Origin of the sequence: Spirosoma sp. 48-14, from assembly GCF_001898575.1 — a bacterium.
Classification (GTDB): Bacteria; Bacteroidota; Bacteroidia; order Cytophagales; family Spirosomataceae; genus Spirosoma.
The window spans coordinates 25,926-33,412 of record NZ_MKUD01000078.1 but is presented as its reverse complement, the minus strand read 5'-3'; the positions used below and the strand labels follow the sequence as shown (position 1 = coordinate 33,412).

The following is a 7,487-nucleotide window of genomic DNA, read 5'->3' as shown; positions in this document are numbered from 1 at the left end:
TTACCCGCAGGACTTAGTATTAATCCCACGACTGGTCTGATTTCAGGCACTCCCCTCAACTCAGGCACCTCGGGTATCACTGTAGGCGCCACCGCAGGTGCCACAACGGTTTACAGTGGCTTCTTTTTGAATACTAATCTGGCAGAGGGGCGAATTGGTGTAAATCCTGACTTGACCAATATCTTACAAATTCGGGTGCTAAGTAACCCTACCATGGATGATCAGGCTCAACTTGAAGTCAAGGGCGCCATGGGACAATCAATCTGGTTACGCAGTTTCGACAGCCAAGGTCGTCAGGTAAGCAGTTTTCAAATTGAACAAGCTGGCGAAGTTGAGCAAACCTCGGTTGCCCTCGGTCGGGGAAGCGGTCTCTATTTTATCCAGGTAAGTGCTTTAGATCAACAGCAGACAATAAAAGTACTTAAGCAGTAGCTTAATGAGTCGCTGCAATCCACCCTACCCTGCCATGAAGAACGACCATTCTGATCATTCCATTAGTCTCTGATGTATAATATGGTAAATCCGATGTATTGACAATCAATCACATGGACCCACTATTATTACTTCTCTACTTCCTACCAATAAAAAGAGGTATTACTCAGTTTTTACGCTGATATGCGTCTTTTTTTATTGCCCATAGATTATCAAAATCCATTACTTTTCTGCATGCAACACCTGGAATTTGAACCACCCGAAGCGCTACGGGATACAATAAAGTGCTTTTGGTACAATCAACGAGACTTTGGCGAGCAACTATCGGGGTTCAAGGTCGTACCAGATGGCTATGCTGAAATCATCTTTCACTTCGGAAGCGGCTGTAGTATTTCGTACGATGGCGACATACACCCATTGCCGTCACCGTTTATGGTGGGGCTGCTCAATCAGCCTGCTGTTTTCTATGCAAAAAATCGGCTGGAAATCCTGGCAATCCGGTGCTTTCCCTGGACTGTGTTCGATTTACTTGGCCTGCCTGCGGGCAAAGATAGCGTACGGATGTTTGAGCACCCTATTGCTCAACTTCACCCATCGCTGGCAGCGTTGATTCAGGCTGGCAAGGTCATGAATGCGCTGGATCAGCTAACGCAGTTTTTTCTGAATGCCAGAATGGGTATTGCTACTGATCGTATGGTTGCCAAAGCGGGATCTGCTATGCGAGCGGCCAACGGCACGCTACCCGTGAGTCAGGTAGCCGAAGCAGCGCATGCAACCGTTCGGACGTTGGAACGGAAGTTCAAACAATCATCGGGTTATGCGGTCAAAGACGTGTCGGGGCTTATCCGTTTCGAGCAGGTCCGCAATCAGTTATGGCTCGATCCAGCCGTTAACCTGGCTGGTCTGGCCTATGAGCTGGGGTATACAGACCAATCTCATTTAAGCCGTGAATTCAAACGTTATAGCGGAACTACTCCAGCAGCCTTCGCCCGAAAAGCCCGGCAAGACAAACAAGCTGTAAACGGTGATTTTGTCGCGTTTATACAAGCCTGACAAACGAGCAGACCTGAATTTTGTGCTGTCATACACGCTCGATAATCGAGACAGCTGAACGCATGAAATACCCACAAAAAGAGTCCACATACGATGTCCTTATTTCCGGTGCAGGCCCGGTAGGTCTATTCCTTGCCTGCGAACTGGCCCTGGCCAACTGCTCTGTCCTGATACTGGAAAAGGCAGAGGATCCGCACTCGCCCCTGAAACAACTTCCTTTTGGTATTCGGGGCCTATCCGCTCCCAGTATTGAAGCCCTGTACCGCCGTGGGTTATTGCAGGAGCTCGCTATCCACAAACGGCTTAGAAATCCCCACCAACATGCTGGGCAGGGCGCTCGTCGGCAGGTAGGGCACTTCGCTGGCATTGCATTTTATGACGGGGATATTGATGCGTCACAATGGTCCTATCGTCTGCCTGGTTCAACCGCAGCCAGTCTGATTTCTGAAATGGATGAACTCGAAACAGTACTGACTCACCGGGCATTAGCCCTGGGCGTAACTATTAAGCGTGGGCTTGCGGTTACTGAATTTGAACAAACCGAAGATGAGGTAATCGTTCAGTCTGGTGAGCAAGCATTCCGAAGTACATGGCTGGTGGGCTGCGATGGTAGCCGTAGTATTGTCCGCAAGTTGGGCGGCTTTGTGTTCGCTGGTACCGAGCCGGAATTTACGGGTTACACGACCCAGATCGACATTGCTGATCCCGAGAAACTAAAACCGGGCCGAAACCTGACACCAACGGGTATGTACCTACAATCGCAACCCGGTTATGTGGTCATTCAGGACTTTGATGGTGGTGCATTTCATGATTCAGGAATGTCCGTCACAAGGGAACATGTACAGGATGTGTTGCGCCGAATCTCGAATACGGACGTTACCCTTAACGCGTTACACAGGGCAACCACCTGGACCGACCGAACCCGGCAAGCCACAACGTATCGAAACGGTCGGGTTTTATTAGCTGGTGATGCTGCACACATTCACTCGCCCCTGGGAGGCCAGGGTCTTAATCTTGGGTTGGGCGATGCCATGAACCTGGGCTGGAAACTGGCTGCCACTATCCAGAACCGAGCGCCACAAGGCTTGCTGAACAGTTACAATACTGAACGACAGCCTATTGGGGCGCAGGTTCTGGACTGGTCACGTGCGCAAGTTGCAATCATGAAACCAACCCCAGGTGCCCGTGCGCTCAATGCTATTTTCCGCGATCTGATGAAAACGTCCGATGTGGCCACCTATATGGCAGGACGCGTGTGGGGAGTTCATACTCAGTATGATCTTGGCGGCAATCACCCCCTGATCGGCCACAGCGTTCCCAATTTTACCTTTGAAAATGGGGCGACGATTGGCGACCTGATGCACAGTGGTCAGGGTATTCTGATCGATTTCGGGGGCAATGCATCTCTCAAAACGTTGGCAAGTGCGCATAGCCACTCATTGACCTACATTTCGGATCGGGCAACAGATCAACTGGGCGTACAGGCTGTATTGATTCGACCCGACGGGATTGTTGCCTGGGCTTCCGATACTCCCTCGGATTACAGCGAACTCTCCGAAGCCATCAACGCCTGGTTTGTTTGACCTTCAGGTCTAGACTAGCCTTCATATTACCCCTAATCAATCAAGAAATAGGGCTTAAACCATAAATCGGTACGGTTGCTAACAAATCCATCGGCAAGATGTGATTAGGGAAATGATTGCCGTTGCTTTTGACAATAGATCAGTCAGTACGTTCCTAAACTCATGTCAATAGATGAACACAACACGCCGTGATTTTTTACGAAACTCAGCCGCTGCAACGGGAGCCGGGCTGATTAGCCTCCCATCCGTTGAAGCCATTGCCAGCCAGCGTCGTCAGGTTGCTGCAAACGAAAAGCTCCAGATTGGTGTGATCGGTTGCAACGGCATGGGCTGGTCAGACCTTCGTTCCCACTTACTCCAGAGCGATGTTGAATGTATAGCCCTGGCCGATGTGGATCAGAGTGTGCTCGACAAACGGGCGGCCGATGTCGAAACCATGCAGCACAAACGTCCGCAGTTGTTCAAAGACTACCGGAAAATGCTGGAGAACAAAGACCTCGATGCCGTGATTATTGGTACGCCCGATCACTGGCATTGCATGGCTATGACCGACTCTTTATCGGCGGGCAAGCATGTCTACTGCGAAAAACCTTTGGCCAACAGCATCGAAGAATGTAATCTAATGCTCGCAGCGGCCAAAAAATCCAACAAACTAGTGCAGATCGGGCAATGGCAACGGAGTGGCTCACATTATGCCAAAGCCATTGAATACATTCGCTCGGGCAAGCTGGGCAACATCCGACTGGTAAAGGTATGGGCGTATCAGGGCTGGATGAACCCGGTTCCGGTTCGGCCCGACAGTGCTCCTCCGGCGGGTGTCGATTACGATATGTGGCTTGGGCCAGCTCCCAAACGTCCGTTCAATCCGAACCGATTTCACTTTAACTTCCGCTGGTTCTGGGATTATGCCGGTGGCCTAATGACCGACTGGGGCGTTCACGAAATCGATATTGCCCTCTACGCCATGAATGCCAAAGCGCCTAAATCCGTCATGGCTTCGGGTGGAAAACTCGCCTACCCCGACGATGCATCCGAAACACCCGATACCCTGCAAACGGTGTACGAGTATGATGGCTTCAACATGCTCTGGGAACATGCTACGGGCATCGACGGTGGAAACTATGGCCGAACAGAAGGCATTGCGTTCATCGGCAACAATGCCACGCTGGTACTCAACCGGGATGGCTGGGAGTTATTGCCCGAAACCGAAACAAAGAATGGCATCAAAGTGTACAAGGTCGAAGATATTCCCAAACAGGCCCGTAATGGTGATTACCTCAATGAACACACCAAAAACTTTGTACAGGCCATAAAAGCCAATGATCCGGCCATGCTGAAATGCGGCATCGAAACAGGCAGCATTGCGGCTATCAACGCACACATGGGCAACATTGCCTATAAAACCGGACGCAAGGTGTACTGGGACGCTGCTGCAAAAGGATTTAAAAATGACCCTCAGGCCAACGCCCTGATTGCTGCCCATTATCACAACGGCTGGAAATTACCCGTTGTGTAATGCATCCGGACGGACGCGTTACCTAATAATACCGGCCAATTTTTTCGACAATCTTTCTCTTCATTTCGGCAGGGTCAATGCTGCCCTGATGCCGATAGACTACTTTTCCGCCAGGCTCAATCAGCAGTGTGTAGGGCAAAGCGCCCTGCCACTGCGGATCGAGGGTTTCGATGAGCTTGTATTTATCGGTGGAGTTGAACAAATAATTTTTGCTGGATGCCTGTAGGCGTTTTAGTGTAGCTAGCGCTTTATCCTTTTTGTCGGGTACATCGGCACTCAGGGTGATAAACTCAAACTCCCGGTTGCGGTACATCCGGTTCATGTTCACAAACTCAGGCAGTTCGGTGATACAAGGGCCACACCAGGTTGCCCATACATTAATGAGCCGCACTTTGTCTGTTTTATTGGCTAGCAGGGCTTTTAGGCTATCTTCACCAATCAGGCTCAGGTCGACGGGTTCTTTGGCCCATACCGATGGGGCTTTTTTAGCCCAGTCGCTCTTTTCCATCCATTTTATGGAACAGCCAAAGGTTTTGGTTTTGGCAATGGCTACAGGTTTGCCTGCCAGTACAGCATCCAGAGCCACCCGAATATCCTCCGCATTAGCCGAACCCGGCTTCTCGGAGCCATCTAAGCGACCTGTATACTGGAGTTTTCGCTGGGCATCAAACACAAACGCATGCGGAGTAGCAACGGGCCCGTACTGCCGCGATATTTTTTCGGTTTCTCCATCGAACAAATACGGAAAATTGTATTTTTTGTCCTTACTTCGAAGCTTCATCTCGGCAAAACTATCGCCCATGTCGGTATACCCCATTTCGTCCAATGAAACAGCCGCTGGATAATTTGGCGAAATAGCCACCACCGATACGCCTTTACTTTTGTAATCTGCGGTAAGTGCTTTTAGTCGATCTTCGTAGGCCTGTGCAGTTGGGCAATGATTGCAGGTAAATACAATGACCAGCACCTTCGCAGGAGCAAAACTTTTCAATGTATACTGTTTACCATCGACACCGGGCAAATTAAAATCAGGAGCCGAAGCGCCAATCTCCAGGGTGGGTGGTCCATCGCCATCTGCAAAACTGCGGTCTGTAACCGCCACCAGCACCCAGGCCAGGAGCGCTATCTTTAGAGAAACTGATCGATATACGGATTGCATGGGGCTTCAGGATAAGAGGTTGGCATGTATTCATCTGTTACTTACCAAAGACCTGTTTTTTACGTAATTACTTACGAGCCAACTTTTTATAGCTTTTTTTTAATCGGTTAAGTTACCGCTTCTCAGTATCTTTCTGATAGCCTAATTATGACGCTGAGTTTTTATGCCTGCAATCTATAAAAAACGACTTGGTCTGTTCCGCAATCCGGCGGTCCAGCGGGAGTTGTCGACACTCGATCCCGTCCGCGATCACCAGCGAGTTGTTCACCTGCTAACCGCTTACGAATTTCCATTCGATATAGCCCGTGCCCTCGAACTGGCCTTGTTTCATACCTACGCCAGCCCCAGGGTATCGGGCTTACTGGCTCGGACAGGCGAGTTTGAGCATCATGGACAAAAACGGTATGACGATACCAGTCGGCTGATTTCGGAGTTCTTAGAATCGGGGTACGACAGCGAAAAGGGGTTACGGGCCATTGCCCACATGAATAAAATCCACGGCCATTACCGCATCGATAACGCAGATTTTCTGTTTGTGCTGGCCACATTCGTTTTCTACCCCATCGACTGGCTCCGAAACTATGGCTGGCGGAAGCTGACTTCTTCGGAAGAACAAGCCTTGTTTTACTTTTTCCGCGAAGTGGGGCGACGCATGCAATTAACTGACTTACCTGATAATCTGGCCGACTTACAGACGTTTGTAGCCGAGTACGAAGCCCGCCATTTCCGGTTTACAGAGAGCAACCAAAAAATTGCCAATGCCACTGTCCGTATTGTTCAGGGCTGGTTTCCCGGCTTTTTGCATGGGCTGGTACAACCCACTTTTGCCGCGCTTATCTCCGATAAACTACGGACAGCATTTGGCTATGAGCGCCCAGCAGGTTGGTTCACAGCCTTAGTGAACAGTGCTTTATGGATTCGAAAATGGCCCCTGCGCTGGATAACCTTTAAGCCCTATCCTGCCCTGATTGCGAATACGTCGTTCCGATATTACCCCGCCGGACCTCCAGAAATTGAAGCCGTAGGCCCAACGAATCTGATCGACAAGCCGCACTCACCATCCGCTTAGTCCTTTATGCCGATAATGACAATTAGTCGATGAACCGTCAAACATTTTTATCTGTATTGGGATTAGCCTCTTTACGATCGTCTCTGACTCAACCCGACGACCAGAAAGCCATGCAACCTGAAACATTTGTATTTGCCGACGACGGTAAAATTCCAAACAGCAAATTCCCCCTTCTGGTGTACCGAAAGGCCTTTACAGAGCGCGGCAATGCAGGTGCGGAGTGGCTCGAAAAGCGATTCGCCGGGAATAACTGGACCAATTCGTGGCGAAACGGGGTGTATTCGTTTCATCACTTTCATAGTACCACACATGAGGTCCTGGGCGTTTATTCGGGTAGTGCGCTACTGCATCTGGGTGGCGAACAAGGCCAGAAAGTTCAGGTCCAGGCGGGCGATATACTGGTCATTCCGGCGGGTGTTGGCCATAAAAATCTGGAGAGTACCCAACTCGGTATTGTTGGGGCGTATCCGGATGGACGAAGCTGGGATCTTAATAAAGGACTTCCCGGAGAGCGACCCCAGGTCGATAAAGCCATTGCAACCGTTCCATTGCCCAAAACCGACCCACTGCTAGGGAAAGAAGCTGGTCTAACAAAAATCTGGACTGTATGATTTTTTTCAAACCGCAAGGGCGCAATAGCCGCAAAGAATCTAAGTAGGCTCTTTGCGGCTATTG

7 protein-coding genes are annotated in these 7,487 nt (G+C 50.1%); 6 read left to right on the top strand and 1 reads right to left on the bottom strand.

Annotated features, from left to right (window positions below; genetic code table 11):
• The 4 genes from BGO59_RS31910 to BGO59_RS31895 form a co-directional block, all read left to right on the top strand.
• A partial coding sequence (locus tag BGO59_RS31910) for a T9SS type A sorting domain-containing protein (RefSeq protein ID WP_293691074.1) occupies positions 1-432 on the top strand: 432 nt, incomplete at its 5' end.
• Between the two features lie 234 nt (positions 433-666).
• Entirely contained in the window at positions 667-1,485 is an 819-nt protein-coding gene (locus BGO59_RS31905) for an AraC family transcriptional regulator (RefSeq protein WP_293691072.1), read from the top strand.
• A gap of 62 nt (positions 1,486-1,547) precedes the next feature.
• Positions 1,548-3,068, top strand: coding sequence for an FAD-dependent monooxygenase (locus tag BGO59_RS31900; RefSeq protein ID WP_293691070.1), 1,521 nt, complete (start codon positions 1,548-1,550; stop codon positions 3,066-3,068).
• Between the two features lie 172 nt (positions 3,069-3,240).
• Entirely contained in the window at positions 3,241-4,584 is a 1,344-nt protein-coding gene (locus BGO59_RS31895; RefSeq protein ID WP_293691068.1) for a Gfo/Idh/MocA family oxidoreductase, read from the top strand.
• A 22-nt stretch (positions 4,585-4,606) separates the two neighbouring features.
• Here BGO59_RS31895 and BGO59_RS31890 read toward each other — a convergent pair whose 3' ends face one another.
• Entirely contained in the window at positions 4,607-5,743 is a 1,137-nt protein-coding gene (locus BGO59_RS31890; protein ID WP_293691066.1) for a redoxin domain-containing protein, read from the bottom strand.
• Between the two features lie 163 nt (positions 5,744-5,906).
• Here BGO59_RS31890 and BGO59_RS31885 point away from each other — a divergent pair, with 163 nt between their 5' ends.
• Together BGO59_RS31885 and BGO59_RS31880 are read left to right on the top strand one after the other, a co-directional pair.
• Positions 5,907-6,812, top strand: coding sequence for an oxygenase MpaB family protein (locus BGO59_RS31885; RefSeq protein WP_293691064.1), 906 nt, complete (start codon positions 5,907-5,909; stop codon positions 6,810-6,812).
• A gap of 29 nt (positions 6,813-6,841) precedes the next feature.
• Positions 6,842-7,423 carry a cupin domain-containing protein gene (locus BGO59_RS31880; RefSeq protein ID WP_293691062.1) on the top strand — a complete coding sequence of 194 codons (582 nt, stop codon included), beginning with the start codon at positions 6,842-6,844 and terminating at the stop codon, positions 7,421-7,423.
• Positions 7,424-7,487 lie beyond the last annotated feature (64 nt).